Origin of the sequence: Mitsuaria sp. RG (assembly GCF_028369275.1) — a bacterium.
GTDB classification, from domain to species: Bacteria; Pseudomonadota; Gammaproteobacteria; order Pseudomonadales; family Pseudomonadaceae; genus Aquipseudomonas; species Aquipseudomonas peradeniyensis.
On sequence record NZ_JAQMYQ010000074.1, the window covers coordinates 1 to 18,178 of the forward strand.

Annotated in this window: 2 protein-coding genes; both read right to left on the reverse strand. The window is 70.5% G+C overall.

The features are described from left to right. A partial coding sequence (locus POF53_RS25040; RefSeq protein WP_498969930.1) for an amino acid adenylation domain-containing protein occupies positions 1 to 14,488 on the reverse strand: 14,488 nt, incomplete at its 3' end. Beyond that, positions 14,485 to 18,178 (reverse strand): amino acid adenylation domain-containing protein (locus tag POF53_RS25045; protein WP_498969932.1); only part of this gene is annotated, 3,694 nt, incomplete at its 5' end. The genes POF53_RS25040 and POF53_RS25045, both read right to left, overlap by 4 nt.

Below are 18,178 nucleotides of genomic sequence, written 5' to 3' on the forward strand. Positions count from 1 at the left end.
CATGCCACCACGCCGCCAGGCTGAACACATCCGGCACCTTGAGGATGCTGAAATGGTTACCCGGCCCCTGCCACACCTCCAGTTGCGGCAGCCAATCGCGCCAGCCCTCCTCCATGGCCTGCTGCTCGCGCTGGTTGCCGGCGACGTCCAGACTCGGATCAGCCACCAGCACCAGCCGCGCCAGGCCGTTGAACCCACCCTCGGGACGGTACACCGTGCGCAGGGCCGTGGCGAAGGTCCGCACCACGCCCTCGAGTGCCTGCGCCGAAGAGCGTGACGGCATCAGGCCGACCCGCACCATGGCCGCGTGCAACTGGCGCAGTTGCTCCTGATCGTCGGCTTCGGCAAAGGCCGCAGGTTCGATGCCCAACGACTTGCCGGTGGACAGTTGCAACGACTCGATCAGCCGCTGCAGGGCCTGGGTAAAGGTGTACGGCTTGCCGCAACTGCCCCCCGCGCCCGGCGCCTCGCTGTCGACCAGGGTCAGGGAGCGCACTTCGCGCCCTTTGGCCTGCAAGCGTGCCGCCATGGCGTGGGCCACCCAGCCACCGAACGAATGCCCGACCAGGTTCAACGGGCCCTCGGGGTACAACGCCTCGATGGCCCGGACATGGCAGTCGGCGGCGGCCTCCACTGTGCTGTGCGGCACCTCGCCCGCGGCCAGGCCCCGGGCCTGCAGGCCATGCACCGGCCAATCCGGCCCCAGCGCCTCGGCCAGGCCGATAAAGCTGGTCACGCTGTCGCCGGCCCCCGGCACGCAGAACACCGGGACATGGGACGGCGTGCCGCTCTGGATCGCCAGCATTGGCTGGTGCGTCGGCGGCACGCCGCCTGCTGAGGCCTGCAAGGCCTGCGCGATGGCCTGGCCCAGCACCGCCGCTTGCGGATCCTGCACCATGCTCTGGTGATCACCCGGCACGCTCAGGCAATGCAACGCCTGCACCGGCAAGGCCTCGGCCCAGCCCAGGGTCGGGCTGTCGGTGACGATGCCGGCGCTGCGCTGCTCGGCCACGAACAGGTGCAGCGGCACCGGCAACGGTGCCAGCCGGTAGTGGGCCAGGGCATGCCCATGGGCCAGGTGACGCTCGAAGAAGTGGCGCAATTGCCCGTCGCTGGCCTGGACCAGGCCGGGCACCAGCAGCTGGCGATCACGGCAGTGGGCGAGCAGTGCTTCGAACGCCAGCGCCCCGGGCTGCAATGCCTCGATCTCGGCCAACTGCGCCGCCCCCGCCTCGCCCTGGGCCTGCCAATGCACCCGGCAATGCAGCAACAGCTGCCCTTGCAGCAGGTGCGGCCCTTGCCAGCGCGCCTTGCCCTGGTCGCTCAGGCGCGGCACGTAGGTGTCGATCAGGCCGACGAAGGCCACCGGCTCGTCCGCGCCCAGCAACTGCGCGGCCACCTCGTAGGCCAGCACGCCGCCGAACGACCAGCCCGCCAGCCGATACGGCCCGTGTGGCTGCACGGCGCGGATCCGCCGTACCAGGCGTGCCGCCAGACACTCCATGGTATTCAGCTGCGCCTCCCCAGGGGCGACGCCAGCCAGGCCGTAGACGGGGAAATCACCTTCGATATGCCGCCCCAGGACCGGGAAGTACAGGTCCAGGCCACTGAACTCGTGGATCAGGAACAAGGCAGGCTGGCTGCCTGCGGCGCGCACCGTGACCAGGCCTTCGTCCTCGTGCGCACCCTCGCCCAGGCGCGCTGCCAGGGTGGCGATGGTCGGGTGCTGGAACAGCTCCGCCAGGGTCGTGTGCAGGCCGGCCTGGCGCATCTCGCCTACCAGGCGGATCGCCGACAGCGAATGCCCGCCCAGTTCGAAGAAGCTGTCATGCCGCCCCACCCGCTCGACCTCCAGCACTTGCGCCCACAGCGCGGCCAATGCCTGTTCCACCGGTGTTGCAGCGGCCTCGAACACCGCCACGGCCAGGTCCTGCGCGCCCGGCAGCGGCAGCGCCCGGCGGTCGACCTTGCCATTGTTGGTCAACGGCAACGCCTCGAGCGCGACGAACGCCGTCGGCAACATGTACTCCGGCAGCCGTTCGCGCAGGAAACCGCGCAACGCCACGCCGTCGAGGGCCGCGTCGGTACGGGTGTACCAGGCCACCAGGCGCAGCGGTCCCTGCTCCAGGCGCAGGGCCATGACCACGACCTCGTCCACGCCCGGGCACTGGGCCAGGTGCTGCTCGATCTCGCCCAGCTCGATACGGAAACCACGGATCTTCACCTGGTCGTCGGTGCGCCCCAGACACTCCAGCTGGCCGTCATCACGCCAGCGGGCCAGGTCGCCGGTGCGGTACAACCTCGCGCCGGGCCCAGCACCGAACGGGTCGTCGAGGAAACGCTCGGCGGTCAGTTGCGGGCGATTCAGGTAGCCCAGCGCTACGCCGTCGCCGCCGATGTACAGCTCGCCGGTCACGCCTTCGGGCAGCAGGCGCCCGTGCGCGTCGAGTACATAGGCCGTGGTATTGCCGATCGGGCCGCCGATCGGCACATGCTCGGCGCCGTCGGCCACGGCCCGCACGGTGCAGGCGGTGGCAAAGGTGGTGGTCTCGGTGGGCCCGTAGCAGTGCACCAGGCGCAGGTTCGGCGCCCGCGCCAGCAACGCCCGGAAGCTGGCGGGCTCGCCGCGCTCGCCGCCGCACAGCAGGACCCGCAGCCCGGCCAGGGCCTCGGGGATCAGCTGCACATACTGGTTGAACAGCGCCGTGGTGACGAACATCACGCTGGCGCCACCCTGGCGCAACGCGGTGGCGAACTGCGTTGGCTCGACCAGGGTCTGGTGATCGATCACCAGCACCTGGCCACCGTTGAGCAGGCCGCCCCAGACATCCAGGGTGGCGGCGTCGAACGCCGGATTGGAGACGAAGGCGAAACGGTCGCTGGCATCGAAGTCGGCATAGCCGTTGTTCAGCACCAGCCGGGTGATGCCGCGGTGAGTCACCCGCACCCCCTTCGGCGTGCCGGTGGAGCCCGAGGTGTACATCACATAGGCCACCGCGTCGGCGTCCTGCGCCAGGTTCGGGTTGTGCGCCGGCTGGTCGTCGAGGGCCAGGCAGTCCAGGTCGATGCGCCGCGCCTCGCATTCCGCCGCCAGGCTGCCGAGGGTCAGCAGCGCCACGGCCTGGCAGTCCTGGACCATGAACGCCTGGCGTTCGGCCGGGGCGTTGATGTCCAGCGGCACATAGATGGCCGCGCACTTGAGCACGGCCAGCTGCGCCACCAGCAAGGGCAACGAGCGCGGCAGCAGGATCGCCACCGGATCGCCTGCCGCCACGCCCTCGCCGATCAGCCAATGGGCCAGGCGGTTGGCCTGCTCGTTGAGCTCGCCATAGGTGAGCTGGCGTTCATCGTGGCGCGCCGCCAGCGCCAGCGGGTGCCGCGCCACCTGCTGCTCGAACAGGCGCTGCACCGGCAACGCTCGCGGGTAATCACGTTGCGTGGCGTTAAAGCCCACCAGGAGCCGCCGGCGTTCCTCGGCCGGCACGATCTCCAGCCGTTCCAGGCCTCGTTCGGGATCCTGAGTCAGGGCCTCGACCAGGTTTTCCAGGGCCTGTTGCAGATAACCGCACAGGCGTCGCGCATCCAGGCCTGGCGCACACTGCGCGGTCAGGCCGAAGCCTTCGCCCAGGTCGTCGATGCTCAGGGCCAGCGGGTAGTTGCTGCGTTCCTCGGCATGCAGCAGCTCGATGCCTTCCCAGGCGCGCCCGGCAGCACCGTCACGGACCAGGGCCGTGGCACTGTGGCGGTAGTTGAGCAAGGCGCTGAACAGCGGCGCGCCGGCCGGCAGCGCGCTGCAACGCTGGGCCAGGGCCAGTTGCGCATGCTCGTGCACCAGCAGCCCGGTAAGCCGGCGGTGGGTGTCGAGCAGCGCCTCGCGCACCGGCAGGCGGCCCACCTCCAGGCGCAGCGGCAAGGTGTTGATGAACACGCCCAAGGCGCGCTCCACGCCTTCGCCACCCTGCAGGCGACCGAGCAGCACGGTACCGAACACCACACTGTCGCGCCCCGACAACTGCCCCAGCACCATCCCCCAGGCCAGGTGCATCAGGCTGGCGGCGCTGACGCCCAGCAGCCGCGCTTGCTCGCGCAGGTGTCGCGCCAGGCCGTCATCCAGCAGTATCCGGGCTTCGGCCTCGGCGCCCTGATGAGCCAGCGGATGCGGGCCATAGGGCAAGGTCGGCTCGTCGATGTCGCCCAGCTGTTCGCGGAAGAACGCCTCGTGCTCGGCTTCGCCCGCGCCTTGCAGCACCTGGGCGATGTAGTTGCGGTACGGCACCGGCGCGGGCAACTGGCGCTGCTCGTCGAGCAGGCAGGCCTGCAGTTCGGCGCGCAGCACATCCTGGGCCACGTGGTCCATGACCAGGTGGTGGAACAGCAGGGTCGCGGTGATGCGCCCGCTGGCCGGGTCCTGGCTGTGCAGCAAGCGCAGCATGGGTGCGCGGGTCAGGTCCAGGCGCAAGACCTGCGCCGCCCCCGGCGACACCTCCTGTACTGGCAGCGATGCCTGGCGCCACACCACCTGCACGGGTTCGGCGAGGCCGTCCCAGTACAGCGAGGAACGCAGGATATCGTGACGGGCGATCACCTGGTCCAAGGCCCGCTGCAGCGCCTCCAGCCGCGCGCGGTCGGCCACGGCGAAACGCGCCTGCAACAGGTACGGATCATCCCCCTCGCTGGCCAGGTGGTGGTAGAGAATCCCCGCCTGCAACGGCCCCAGCGGGTAGATGTCCTGCACGTTGGCGGCGCCGCCCGGGACCTGGGCGACGATGCGGTCGATGGCCGCCTGCTCCAGCGCCACCAGCGCCAGCAGGTCCGGTGTGATGCGTCGGCAGTCGGCGCCAATACGGTTGGCCGGCACCCGGGGCCCGCCATGCTGGCCCAGGGTGCCGGCCAAGGCGGCCAGGGTCGGCTCGGCGAACAGCACGCGGATGTCCGCCTCCAGGCCTTCGGCACGCAGGCGGGCGATCAGGGTCACCGCCAGCAGCGAGTGGCCACCCAGTTCGAAGAAGTGGTCCTGGCGCCCTACCCTCGGCACGTTCAGCAGCTCGGCCCACAGTGCCGCCAGATGGGTCTCGGCTTCCCCTTGCGGCGCCTCGTAGGCACGGCTGAGCACGGCCTCGGCGCCGGGCTCGGGCAGCGCCTCGCGGTCGAGCTTGCCATTGGCGGTCAGCGGCATGGCCGGCATCGCCACATAGGCCGACGGCACCATGTAGTCTGGCAGCTGCGCCAGGGCATGCCGACGCAACGCCTCGATCCCGGGCGCGTCGTCGTGGGCGGTGAACCAGGCGACCAACCGCTCGCCACGCAGCAGCACCGCAACTTCACGAATCGCGGGATGACTGGCCAGGCAGGCCTCGATCTCGCCCAGTTCGATACGCAGGCCATGCAGCTTGACCTGGAAGTCGTCGCGGCCGAGGAACTCCAGCTCGCCGTCGGCGCGGCGGCGCACCAGATCACCGCTGCGGTACAGGCGCTCGCCGACCACGAACGGGCTGTCGCCGAAGCGCTCGGCGTCCAGTTCCGACAGGCCCAGGTAGCCACGGGCCACGCCGACGCCGCCGATGTGCAGCTCGCCCACCACGCCACGGGGCACCGGCAGGCCGTTGCGGTCGAGCACGTAGAGCCGGGTATTGGCGATCGGCCGGCCGATCGGTGGCGCGCTTTCAGGCAGCGGTTGCCCGGGCTCCAGGGTCCAGACGCTGCAATCGACGGTGGCCTCGGTCGGGCCATAGACGTTGTGCAGGCGTACCTGCGGCAGGCGCTCGCGCACCTGTTGCAGTAACGTCGTGGTCAGCTCGCCGCCGCCGCAGACGATATCGGTGAGGCTGTCGCAGGCCGCGCTGGCCTCAAGGGCGAGGAATTGCTGCAGCAGCGCCGGCACGAACTGCACCACGTTGACCCGCTGTTGCTGGATCAGCGCCGCCAGGTAGGCCGGATCGCGCTGGCCGTCCGGGCGCGCCAGCACCAGGCGCAGGCCGGCGCACAGCGGCCAGAACAGCTCCCACACCGAGGCGTCGAAGCTCACCGGGGTCTTGTGCAGCAGCGCGCCCTCGACGGTCGGGGCGATCAGCCGCGAGCTCCAATGCACCAGGTTGCACAGGCTGCGGTGCTCGACCATCACCCCTTTCGGCGTGCCGGTGGAGCCGGAGGTGTAGATCACGTAGGCCAGGTGGCGGGCACCCAGGCCGCTCACCTGCGGATTGTCCGGCGACTGGCCGGTCCAGGTCGGCTGGTCAAGGTCCAGGCGTGGCACGGCACTGTCGATAAAGCGCCCGCGGCTGCCGGCATCCACCAGCAACGCCAGCGGCGCGCTGTCGGCAAGCATGTAGGCCAGGCGCTCGTCGGGGTAGCCCGGGTCCAGCGGCACGTAGGCGCCGCCGGCCTTGAGCACCGCCAGCAGCCCGACCAGCAGTTGCGGCCCACGGGCCAGGCACACCGCGACCCGGCTGTCGGCGACCACGCCCTGGGCGATCAGCTGATGGGCCAGGCGGTTGGCCGCCTCGTTCAGTTGCCGGTAGCTCATCTGGCCGTCCTCGGCCTGCAGCGCCAACGCCTGCGGCATACGCGCCACCTGCGCCTCGAACAACGCCTGCACCGGTTGCTGCAAGCCGCCGACCAATTCGCTGGCATTGCAGGTCACCAGCTCCTGGCGACGCTCGGCGGCGCCCAGCAGTTCGACCTTCGCCGGCACCGCCTGGTCGCTGCCGGCCATCGCCCACAGCAGTTGCTCCAGGTAGCCGACATGGCGTTCGATGGTCGCCCGGTCAAACAGTGCCGTGGCGAACTCCAGGGCGCCGCCGTAGCCGTCGGCGGTCTCGCCCAGGCTCAGGGTCAGGTCGAACTTGGCGAAGATCTGCGCGCCGCCCAGTGCCTCCAGTTGCAGGTCGCCCAGTTGCAGGGCCTCGCCCGGCACGCCGTTCCAGGCCAGCGACACCTGGTACAGCGGGGTATGGGCCAGGCTGCGCGGCGGGTGCAGCAGTTCCACCACCTGTTCGAACGGCAGGTCCTGATGGTCCTGGGCCTGGCTGACGCAGGCCTTGACCCGGTCCAGCAGCGCGCCGACGTCGGGCAGTCCGGCGGTATCGATGCGCAGGGCCAGGGAGTTGACGAACAAGCCGATCAGCCCTTCGACCTCGGCCTGCCGACGGTTGGCCACCGGTGTGCCGATCACCACCTCGGCCTGGCCGGACAGGCGCGCCAGCAGCACCGCCCAGGCGGCGCCGAACAGCATGAACGGGGTGACCCCGTGGCGCAGGCACAGCGCCCTGAGGTCTTCGCTCAGACGCCGATCCAAACGTATCTCGACCCGGTCACCGCGGTAGTCCTGGCGGGCCGGCCGTGGCCGGTCGGTGGGCAGGGTCAGCAGCACCGGCGCGCCGGCAAGGGCCTGTTGCCAGTATTCGCCCTGGCGCTGCAGCGCGTCGCCGGCCAGCCAGCGGCGCTGCCACAGGGCGTAGTCGCCGTACTGGATCGCCAGCGCCGGCAGCGGGTCGTCGTGCCCTTCGCTGAAGGCCTGGTACAGCGCCGCCAGCTCCTGGGTGAACACGCCCATCGACCAGCCGTCGGCGACGATATGGTGCAAGGTCAGCAGCAGCACGTGATGCTCTGCCGCCAGGCACAGCAGGCGGCCACGCACCGGCAACTGGTGCGCCAGGTCGAAGGGCAGCAGCGCCTCGGCCTGCATCAGTTCGGGCAGCTGCTGCGCGGCGCCGCGCAGGTCGTGCCAGGCCAGGGCGAAGCCGCCGCGGCCCGGGGCCACGCGTACCCTTGCCTCGGCGCCTTCCTGGGTGAAGTGGCTGCGCAGGCTCTCGTGACGCTCGACGATGCGCGCCAGTGCCTGCTCCAGCGCCGCGCGGTCCAGCGGGCCGTGCAAGGCCAGGCCCAGGGGAATATGGTAGGCGGCGCTGGCATCGTCCATCTGCGCCAGGAACCACAGGCGCTGCTGGGCGAACGACAGCGGCAGGGACTGGCCACGGGGCGTCGGCTCGATGGCCGGCAGCACCTCGCCACCGCGCTCGGCAAGGGTCGCCGCCACCGCCAGCAGGCGGTCGTCGCCGAACAGCTCGCCCAGCGACAGCTCCCGACCCAGGCGCACCCGCACCTGGCCGACCATGCGCATGGCCAGCAGCGAATGGCCGCCCAGTTCGAAGAAGCGGTCCTGGCGCCCTACCCGTTCCAGCTGCAGCAGCTCGCACCACAGTTCGGCCAGGGCCATTTCCAGCGCGCCCTCGGCAGCCTCGTGGACCTGGCTGGCCGACGCCTCGCGCTCGGGCAACGGCAGCGCGCGACGATCAACCTTGCCGTTGGCGGTCAATGGCCAGGCATCCAGGCGCACCAGGGCCGTCGGCACCATGTAGCCCGGCAAGCGCTGTTGCAGGGCGGCGCGCAGGGCGCCGACCGGCTGCGCCTCAGGGCCGGCGATGTAGTAGGCCACCAGGCGCGGCTGGCCGGGCTGATCCTCGCGGGCCAGCACCAGCGCTTCGGCGACGCCAGGCAAGGCCAGCAACTGCGCCTCGATCTCCCCCAGCTCGATGCGCAGGCCGCGCACCTTCACCTGGTCGTCGTTGCGGCCCAGGTAGTCCAGGGTGCCGTCAGCGTTCCAGCAGGCCAGGTCGCCAGTGCGGTACATGCGTGCGCCAGGCTGCTCGCTGAACGGGTCGTCGAGGAAGCGCTCGGCCGTCAGATGCGCACGGTTCAGGTAGCCCCGCGCCACCCCGACACCGCCCACGTAGAGCTCGCCGGTCACGCCACACGGTACCAGTTGCCGCGCCTCGTCCAGCAGGTAGACCCGGGCATTGGCGATAGGCCGGCCGATGTCCAGCGCCCCGCCCGGCAGCACCAGGCCGGAGGTGGCGACCACCGTCGCCTCGGTGGGGCCATAGTTGTTGACCACGACGCAGCCGGGGTCGCGGGTGAACTGGCGCAGGCGGTCGCCACCGATCAGCAGGGTGCGCAGGGTCGGATGGCGCAGCCCCTGGGTGAAGGCATATTCGGCGACCGGTGTCGGCAGGAAGGCCACCTTCAGCGGTTGCTCCAGCCACCAGGCCAACAGGCCGTCGAGCTGCTCGTTACCCAGCTCGGCCGGTGGCAGGTGCAGCACCGCGCCGGCGCACAGGGCCGGCCAGACCTCCCAGGCCATGGCATCAAAGCCGAAGCCGGCGACGCTGGCAGTGTGCTCGCCGGCGCCCAGCTCGAAGGCCTTGCAGTGCCAGTGCACCAGGTTGGCCAAGGTACGGTGCTCGACCATCACGCCCTTGGGCTGCCCGGTGGAGCCAGAGGTGTAGATCACGTAGGCCAGGTGGCTGGCCAACAGGCCGGGCAGCTCGGGATTGTCCGTGCGCGCCGGCCAGTCCGGCCGGTCCAGGGCCAGCACAGGCACGGCCAACCCGTCCAGGCGTGCCAGCAACGCCTGCTGGGCCAGGACCACCACGGGGGCGCTGTCCTCGAGCAGGTAGCGCAGGCGCTCATCCGGATGCGCCGGGTCCACCGGTACATAGGCGCCACCGGCCTTGAGCACCGCCAGCAGCGCCACCAGGGTATCCAGGCCGCGCCGGGCGACCACCGCGACCCGGTCATCGGGCCCTACGCCGCGTTCGATCAGGTGATGGGCCAGGGCGTTGGCGCGCTGGTTCAGCTCGCCGTAGCTCAGGCGTGCATCGCCGGCCACGGCGGCCAGCGCCTGCGGGGCACGGGCCGCCTGGGCCTCGATCAGGGCCGGCAGGGTCTGGCCGACCGGGAATGCCCGGGCACTGTTGTTGAAGGTGTGCAGCAGGCGTCGGCGTTCGGCGCCGCCGACCAACTCCACCTCGGCCAGAGGCGCCTGGTCGTTGGCGACCATGGCCCGCAGCAGGCGCTCGAAGTAACCGGCGAAACGGCACACGCTGCTTTCATCGAACAATGCCGTGGCGTACTCGAGGCTGCCGACCAACGCCTCGCCCTGCTCGCCCATGCTCAGCGACAGGTCGAACTTGGCCACCTGGTTGGCCTGGGCCACGCCCTCCAGGCGCAAACCCGCCAGGCTCGGCGCGACGCCCTCGGTGGCCAGCCAGTTGAGGGTGGTCTGGAACAACGGCGTGTGGCCGAGGCTACGCGCCGGGCGGACGATCTCCACCACCTGCTCGAACGGCAGGTCCTGGTGCGCCTGGGCGTCGAGCAGGCGTGCCTTCACCTGGGCCAGCAGGCGCTCGCTGCTCGGCGCGCCCGACGTGTCGATGCGCAGCGCCAGGGTGTTGACGAACAGCCCCACCAGCGGCTCCAGCTCGGCATGGCCGCGTCCGGCCACCGGGCAGCCGACCACCACCTCTGTCTGCCCGGACAGGCGCGCCAGGGTCGCGGCCCAGGCACTGAGCAGCACCATGTACAGAGTTGCCTGATGCCGCTGGGCCAGGGCCCGCAGGCCGGCCCCCAGGCGCGCATCCAGCTGCAGCGCCAGGCTGGCGCCGCTGAAGTCCTGGCGTGGCGGTCGTGGCCGATCACTCGGCAGGCTCAGCAGGGTCGGCGCGCCATCCAGGGCCTGGCGCCAGTAGTCGGCCTGGCGTTGCAGCTGCTCACCGGCCAGCCAGCGCCGCTGCCACACGGCATAGTCGCCGTACTGGATGGCCAGGGCCGGCAACGGATCGTCCAGGCCCTGGCCCATGGCCGGGTACAGCGCGCCCAGCTCACGGGTAAGCACGCCGAGGGACCAGCCGTCGGCGACGATATGATGCAGGGTCAGCAGCAGCACATGGTGCTGATCCTCCAGTCGCAGCAGGCTGGCGCGCAGCAATGGCCCCTCGACCAGATCGAACGGCGCGGTGGCCTCGGCCTGCAGGTGCGCGGCCAGGTCATCGGGCGCCAGGCTCAGGCGCCGCAGCCAGCCCGGTAGCGGCGTGGCGGCGACGTGCACCTCGGCGCTGTCGCCTGCGGGCACGAAGCGGCTGCGCAGGCCCTCATGGCGCGCGACGATGCACAGCAAGGCGCGCTCCAGCGCGTCGGCATCCAGCGCGCCGCGCAGGCCCAGGGCCAGCGGCACGTTGTAGGCCTGGCTGCCGCCCTCCAGCTGGGCCAGGAACCACAGGCGCTGCTGGGCGAACGACAACGGCAAGGGCTGTTCACGGGACACCGCGACGATGGCCGGCAGCGCGCTGTGCCCGGCGCTCGCCAGCACCTGGGCCACGGCGGCCAGCTCGGGATTGGCGAACAGCTCGGCCAGGGTCAGCTCCACGCCAAGGCGCAGGCGCACCTGGGACACCATGCGCATGGCCAGCAGCGAATGGCCACCCAGGGCGAAGAAATGGTCATGCCGGCCAACCTGCTCCACCTGCAGCAGTTCGGCCCACAGCTGGGCCAGGGCAGTTTCCAGTTCGCCCTCGGGGGCCACGTAGCCGCGCTCGAACAGCGCCGAACGCTCAGGCGCCGGCAAGGCGCGGCGGTCGAGCTTGCCGTTGGCGGTCAGCGGCAGCACCTGCAGGGCGACGAAGGCCACCGGCACCATGTACTCCGGCAGATGGGCCAGCAGTTGCGTGCGCAGGTGCTCGGGCAACGGTGCCTCGAGACCCGTCTGCGCGGTGAAGTAGGCCACCAGCCGCGGCTGGCCGGGTTGGTCCTCACGCGCCACCACCACGGCCTCGCCGATGCCCGGCAGGCTGTTCAGGCGGTTCTCGATCTCGCCCAGTTCGATGCGTACCCCACGGATCTTCACCTGGTCGTCGTTGCGCCCCAGGTAATCGAGGGTGCCGTCGGCAAGCCAGCGCACCAGGTCACCGGTGCGGTACATGCGCGCGCCCGGCGTTGCCGCGAACGGATCGTCGAGGAAGCGCTCGGCGGTCAGCTGCGGGCGGCCAAGGTAGCCACGGGCGACCCCGGCGCCGCCGATGTACAGCTCGCCCGCCACGCCCAATGCTACCGGCTGCAACCCGGCGTCGAGCACGTACAGGCGGGCATTGTCCACGGGGCCGCCGATGTGCAGCGCGCCCCCCGCCTCCACCACCCCGGAGCTGGCCACCACGGTGGTTTCGGTCGGGCCGTAGTTGTTGACCACGGCGAAGGTCTGGGTGCGGTTGAACTGGCGCAGGCGATCCCCGCCGATCAACAGGGTGCGCAAGGTCGGGTGACCCAGTTGATGACTGAAGGCGTATTCGGCCACAGGGGTGGGCAGGAAGCTGACATCCAGCGGTTGGGCGCGCCACCAGGCCAGCAGCGCATCAAGGTCCTCGTGGCCCTCGCCGGCGGGCGCCAGGTGCAAGGTGGCCCCGGCGCACAACGCCGGCCAGACCTCCCAGGCCATGGCGTCGAAGCCGAAGCCGGCCAGGCTCGAAGTGTGCCGGCCCAGGCACAGGTCGAAGGCCCGGCAGTGCCAGTCCACCAGGTTGTTCAGGGTGCGGTGCTCGACCATCACCCCCTTCGGCTGCCCGGTGGAGCCCGAGGTGTAGATCACGTAGGCCAGGTGTTCCGGTCCCAGGTCGGCGACGGCTGGATCATCCAGCCGCTGCGGCCAGTCAGCCTGATCGAGCGCCAGCACCGGCACCGTGATCCCATCCAGGCGGCCGCGCAACGCTTGTTGGGTCAGCACGGCCACTGGCGCGCTGTCGTCGAGCAGGTAGCGCACACGCTCGTCCGGATGGGCCGGGTCCACCGGCACGTAGCCGGCGCCGGCCTTGAGCACCGCGACCAGGCCAATCAGCGTGTCCAGGCCACGACGGGCGAACACTGCCACGCGGTCATCGGGGCGCACGCCGAGGCCGATCAGGTGGTGAGCCAGGGCATTGGCGCGCTGGTTCAGGTGCTGATAAGTCAGCGACTGGTCATTGGCAGTGGCGGCCAGGGCGTGGGGATGGGCCTGGGCCACGGCCTCGATACGCCGATGCAACGGACCGTGCGACTGTTCGATGCCCGGGGTCTGGTTGAAGGTTTCCAGCAGTTGCTCACGCTCGTCGGCAGGCACCATCGGCAGCGCCCTGACTTCAGCGGTGGACGTCGCCGCAAGCAGGCTGCGCAGGGTCTGCTCCAGGTAGGCACAGACACGTCGTGCCGGCACCTCGGGGCTGGCCAGCAGGGTCAGGCGGAACGCTTCGCCGAAGTCGTCGACGCTCAACGTCAAGGGGTAGTTGGTGGCCTCGGCGGCGTGCACGATCTCGATCCCGGCCCAGCCGGCGCGCAGCACCGCTTCGGAGCCCGAGGCCGCGCTGTGGCGGTAGTTGAGCAAGGCATTGAACAGCGGCGTCGGCGCCGCCACGCCGCTGCAGCGCTGGGCCAGGGCCAGGGGCGCGTGCTCATGGCGCATCAGCGTGCTCAGGCGCTGGTGGGTGGCCTTGATCGCGCAGGCCAGGTCGGCGTCGTCCAGGTCCACCCGCAGCGGCAAGGTATTGATGAAGATGCCCAGCGCCCGGTCGGTGGCCTCGGCGCCTTGCAGACGGCCCATCAGCACGGTGCCGAACACCACCTGGTCGCGCCCGGTCAGGCCGCCCAGCACCCGCGCCCAGGCCAGGTGGAACAGGCTGGCGACGCTCACCCCCTGGCTGCGGGCCTGGGCGCGCAGCGCGCGGCACAGCGCCAGGTCGAGGTCCAGCGCGTGCTCGTTCAGCGCCGCGCCATCCCCCTGCACATCGGCCAGGCCATAGGCCAGGGTCGGCGCGTCCACGCCGCCGAGCATGTCGCGGAAAAACGCCTCGTGCTCGGCCTCGCCGACGCCCAGCAGGGCCTGGGCCACATGGTTGCGGAACGGCAGCGGACGGCCCAACCGGGCACTTTCGCCGAGCAGGAAGGCAAGCATTTCGTGGCGCACCACCTCAAGGGCGCTGTGGTCCATGGCCACGTGGTGGAACTGCAGGGTCGCGTGGACCTGCCCATCCGCCTGCGCCGCCTGGCATTGCAGGCGGATCAACGGTGCCTGGGTCAGGTCGAAGCCGCTGTCCGGCAGCTGGCCCTCGGCCAACTGGGTGACCCGCAGCCGGGCCTGGCGCCAGACCACCTGCACCGGCGTCTCGAGTGTCTTCCAGTGCACCGAGGTGCGCAGGATGTCGTGGCGGTCGATCACCCCTTGCAGGGCCTGGGCGAAGGCCTCGACCCGGGCGCTGCTGGCGAACACGAAGCGCGCCTGCATCACGTAGGGATCATGGTCGCCGGCGCTGGCATGGTGGAACAGCATGCCTTGCTGCAACGGCACCAGCGGATAGATGTCCTGCACATTGGCCGCGCCGCCGGGCACGCCTTCGACCAACTGGTCGATGCTGGCCTGGTCGAGCTCGACCAGGCTGAGCATGGCCGGGGTGATCCGCGCGCAGCCGGCGGGGATGCGGTTTTCCGGTACCTCGACGCTGCCCTGGCGCGCCGCCACGTACTCGCCACGTTCGAGCATCCCCAGCAGCGCCGGCTTGTGCTCGCGCAGCCGCGCCACCAGCGCGGCGTCGCTCAGGGCCTGGCGATTGCCCTGGACCACCAGCTGGCCATCCTTGAGGGCCAGCTGGACATTGTTGGCGGCCAGGGTCGCCAGTAGTTCGTTGATGCTCACAGGACGATCTCCATTCTGTCTGTGATGGCGGCATAGTCTGCCAGCGTCGGGTGTTCGAACAGGCTGCGCACGTCGGCTTCCAGGCCCGCCTCGCGCAAGCGCGAGGTGAGGGTCACGGCCAGCAGCGAGTGGCCGCCCAGTTCGAAGAAGTTGTCGTGGCGGCCTACCTGCTCCACGCCCAGCAGCTCGCCCCAGATACGCGCCAACAGCTGCTCGGTGTCGCCTTGCGGCGCCTCGTAGACGCGCGCCGGCAGGTCCGGCTGCGGCAGTGCCTTGCGGTCGAGCTTGCCGTTGGGGGTCAGCGGCAAGGCGTCGAGGGCCATGAACAGCGCCGGTACCATGTACTCGGGCAGTTGCCCCAGCAGCGCCTCGCGCAGAACCTCGGCGGGCGGCGCGGCGCCGGTGACATAGGCCACCAGGCGCGGGCCGGTCGGTTGGGCGTCGTGCACCAGCACCACGGCTTCGCGCACCCCGGGTACCCGGGCAAGGCAGGCCTCGATCTCGCCCGGCTCGATGCGCAGGCCGCGCAGCTTGATCTGGTGGTCGGTGCGGCCGAGGAACTCGAGGCTGCCGTCAGGGCGCTGGCGTACCCGATCGCCGCTGCGGTACAGCCGCTCGCCGTCGGCGAACGGGCTGGCGATGAAGCGTTCGGCCTGTTGCTCCGGCAACCCCAGGTAGCCACGCGCCACCCCGGCGCCGCCGATATGCAGCTGACCGGCAACGCCCAACGGCACGGGTTGGTCGTGGCCGTCGAGCACGTACAGGCGGGTGTTGTCGATCGGCCGGCCAATCGGCATTGCGCCCGATGTCAACGGATCCTGCGGGTGCAAGGTGCAGACGCTGCAATCGACCGTGGTCTCGGTCGGCCCATAGACGTTGTGCAGCCTTGCCCGTGGCAGGCGCTCGCGCACCTGGCGCACCAGGGCCTCGGTCAGCTCGCCGCCACCGCAGACGATATCGCTGAGGCTGGCGCAGGCCGCGCTGGCCTCGTGTTCGAGGAACTGCTGCAGCAACGCCGGCACGAACTGCACCACGCCGACCTGTTGCTGGTGGATCAGCTCGGCCAGGTACTGCGGGTCGCGCTGACCGTCCGGCTTGGCCAGCACCAGGCGCACGCCGCTGCACAGCGGCCAGAACAGCTCCCACACCGAGGCGTCGAAGCTCACCGGGGTCTTGTGCAGTAAAGCGCCCTCGCCCGGGAACAGCCCGGCGCTCCAGTGCACCAGGTTGACCACGTTGCGGTGCTCGACCATCACCCCCTTGGGCAGCCCGGTGGAGCCGGAGGTGTAGATCACATAGGCCAGGTTGGCGGCGGCCAGGCCCGGCACCTGCGGGTTGTGCTCCGGCTCACGGATCGAGTCCGCCAGGTCGAGATCGACCTGGGTCAGTGGCAGATCCCCCATCAGCGCCCGGGTGGCCGCCTGCACCAGGACCGCCCGTGGCTGGCTGTCGACCAGCATGTGGCGGATCCGTTCGACCGGGTAATCCGGGTCGAGCGGCACATAGGCGCCACCGGCCTTGAGGATCGCCAGCAGGCCGACCACCAGCGACAGACCGCGCTCGACACAGATCGCCACCCGGTCGTCGGGCCGCACGCCCAGCGCGATCAGGTGATGGGCCAGGCGGTTGGCCTGGGCGTTGAGCTGCTCGTAGCTGAGTTCACCCTGCTCGGCGCTGAGCGCAACAGCCTCGGGCGTGCGCAAGGCCTGGGCCTCGAACAGGTCCTGGAGGGTCCGGTTCAGGTCGTGGGGCTGCGCCGTGCGGTTGAAGTCGTGCACCAGCAGGTCGTGCTCCTCGGCCGACAGCACCGGCAGTTGCAGCAGCGCTTGCCGTGGCTGATGGGCCAAGGCCTCGGCCATGGCCTCCAGCACCCGCCGCATCTGCTCGCAGACACGCGCCGCGCCGACCGCCGCCGGCGCCAGAGCAACCAGACGGAAGCGTTCGCCGATATCGTCCACGCTCAGGCTCAGCGGGTAGTTGCTGCGCTCGTTGCTGTCCAGGGTCTCGATGCCTTGCAGGGCCTGGCGCTGGTCCTCGTCCGCCTGGCTGCCGTGGCGGTAGTTGAGCATGGCGCTGAACAGCGGCGCCGGGGCCGGCACGCCGCTGCAACGCTGGGCCAGGGCCAGTGAGGCATGCTCGTGGGCGAGCAAGGCGCTCAAGCGCTGCTGGGTCTGGCGCACGGCGTCCTGCAGGTTGATGCCTGCAAGGTCCAGGCGCAGCGGCAAGGTGTTGATGAACATGCCCAGCGCCTGGTCCGCTCCCGCGCCGCCTTCCAGGCGACCGAGCAGCACGGTGCCGAATACCACGCTGTCACGGTCGCTGGCGGCGGCCAGCAGGCGGGCGTAGGCCAGGTGGAACAGGCTGGCGACGCTGATGCCCAGCTGCCGTGCCTGCTGGCGCAGACCGGTGGCCAGGGGTTCGTCCAGCCATAGCTGGGCCTCTTCGATGCCGAGGCCGTCGACCTGCACGTCGCCCAGGCCGAACGGCAGGGTCGGCTCGTCGATATCGCCCAACTGCTCGCGGAAGAACGCCTCGTGCTCGGCCTGGCTGACGCCCAGCCGCGCCTGGGCCACGTAGTTGCGGTACGGCGCGCCCTGTTCGGCGGGCACCGGCGCGCCTTGCAGATAGCTGACCAGTTCCCGGCCGAGCACATCCAGCGCGGTATGGTCGAGGACGATATGGTGGAACTGCAGCACAGCCTGCCTTCCGGCGCCCTGCGCGTCCGGCCAGTGGTACAGGCGCACCAGTGGCGCCCGGTCGAGGGCCAGGGCATGAGGCACCGCAGCCTCGTCGGCCACCTCGAACAGCGCCAGCTCAGCCTGGCGCCAGACTACCTGCAATGCCTGCGGCAGGCCGTCCCACAGCACTGACGTACGCAGCACGTCATGACGGGCGATGACCTTGCCCAGGGCATCGACGAAGGCGTGCAGCCGGTCACGGCTGGCGAAGGCCATGCGCGATTGCAGCACATAGGGATCGTGCTCCGGCGAGCTGAGGTGGTGGTAGAGAATGCCCTCCTGCAACGGCGCCAGCGGGTAGATATCCTGCACGTTGGCCGCGCCACCCGACACCGTGGCGACGATGCGCTCGATGGCGGCAGGTTCAAGGTCCACCAGCGGCAGCATGTCCGGGGTGATCCGGGTGCAGCCGGCCGGAATCCGGTTAGCCGGGACCTCGACCTGGCGGCCATGGCCCAAGGTTGCCGCCAGCGCCGCTACGGTCGGCTGGCCGAACAGGGTGCGCACGTCGGCCTGCAGGCCGGCCTGGCGCAGACGCGCGGTGAGGCTCACCGCCAGCAGCGAGTGGCCGCCCAGTTCGAAGAAGTTGTCGTGGCGACCGACCTGTTCGATGCCCAGGACTTCAGCCCAGATTGCAGCCATGGCCTCCTCGGTCGCGCCGATTGGAGCGACATAGGCCTGGCGTGCCAGGGCTGCAGGATCAGGGTCCGGCAGCGCCTTGCGGTCCAGCTTGCCGTGGCTGGTCAGTGGCAGTTCCTCCAGACGCATGAAGGCTTGCGGTACCAAGTGACCAGGAAGGCTGCCCTGTAGCCCTTGGCGCAAGGTATCGATATCGACCACATCAGCTTCGGTGAACCACGCCAGCAGGCGCTCGTTGCGCACCAGCACCACCGCATCCGCAATCCCCGGCTGGGCCTTCAGCGCGGCCTCGATCTCGCCCAGCTCGACCCGT